Source organism: Streptomyces niphimycinicus (assembly GCF_018883605.1).
Taxonomy (GTDB): Bacteria; Actinomycetota; Actinomycetes; order Streptomycetales; family Streptomycetaceae; genus Streptomyces; species Streptomyces niphimycinicus.
Window position 1 is genome coordinate 1 of record NZ_JAHLEM010000863.1, and the last position, 1,241, is coordinate 1,241.

Here is a 1,241-nt window from a genome sequence, read left to right on the forward strand (position 1 = left end):
GCCCCGCAGCGCCTGGCGGCCTTCGCCGCCGCCGGGGGCGACGGCGCGGACCACCAGCCCCGGCAGGGTGTGCACGGCTTCGTGCGGAACGCGGACGGCGGCCCCGTCGCCCGCGCCGCGGTGACGCTGATCTCGCTCGCCGGACGGCAGCTCGGCCGCTCGGTGGCGCACCCCGACGGCTCGTACGCCCTGGACGCGCCGAGCTCCGGCTCGTACGTCCTGATCGCGGCGGCCGACGGCCACCAGCCGCAGGCGTCCACGATCGTGGTCGGGGACGACCCGCTCGGCTTCGACATCGTCCTGTCGGGCACCAGCGGTCTGGTGGGCACCGTGCGCGGCGCCGCCGACGGCCGTCCGGTGGACGCGGCGATGGTCGTGGTCACCGATGTCCGCGGCGAGGTGCTGGCCACCGGGAAGACCGGTGAGCAGGGCGACTTCGGCTTCGAGGAGCTGGTCTCGGGGACCTTCACGCTCGCGGTGAACGCGCCGGGCTACCGGCCCGCGGCCCTGCCCGTCGAGGTGGGCGCCCAGGGTCTGACCCGGGTGGAGATAGCCCTTCAGGCCGGCGCCCGGGTGCAGGGCATAGTCCGGGCCGGTGCCGACCGGCGCCCGCTGCCGGACGCGCGGGTCACCCTCGTGGACGCGGCCGGGAACGTGGTCGCCACCTCCACCACCGGTGAGGACGGCGCGTACGCCTTCACCGACCTGGACGCGGGCGACTACACGGTCATCGCGAGCGGCTACCCGCCGGTCGCGGGGGCGCTGACGGTCTCCGGGCCCGGCGTGGACGGCCACGACGTCGAGCTCGCCCACCCGGGCGAGTGACGGAACTCCGGGCCCGGGCGCGTACGAGCGGAGACGCGCCCCGGGCCCGGTCCGGGTGGCGGATTTTTCCGCCGGACCCGGAACCCGGATCCCGGCGGCGGTGTAGTCAAGGCAGGGGACGGCCTGACACCGCCGCCTGGATCCGGCGCACAAGTACCACGAACACGGTGAACACGTCGAGTACGACCAGCTCGACCAGCACGTCGAGTACGACCAGCTCGACGAGCACCACGAACACGACGAGTACGACCAGCTCGACGAGCACCACGAACACGACGAGTACGACCAGCGGCACGAGCGACACCCGAGCGGGAGCGAAACGCGGCATGACGACCACAGGAGCAGGAGCAGGCGGGGGAGCGGGGCTGCGGGCCCGGATCCACACCCGCGACGGCTGGGCGGTCCAGCACGCGGTG

At 74.5% G+C, this 1,241-nt stretch carries 2 protein-coding genes; one reads left to right on the forward strand and one right to left on the reverse strand.

The window, feature by feature from the left end:
• The coding region (locus KN815_RS44370) for an MSCRAMM family protein (RefSeq protein WP_216347436.1) at window positions 1–825 on the forward strand (825 nt) is incomplete at its 5' end.
• A gap of 106 nt (window positions 826–931) precedes the next feature.
• Here KN815_RS44370 and KN815_RS44375 read toward each other — a convergent pair.
• Window positions 932–1,153 carry a hypothetical protein gene (locus KN815_RS44375; RefSeq protein ID WP_216347438.1) on the reverse strand — a complete coding sequence of 74 codons (222 nt, stop codon included), beginning with the start codon at window positions 1,151–1,153 and terminating at the stop codon, window positions 932–934.
• Window positions 1,154–1,241: the final 88 nt, after the last annotated feature.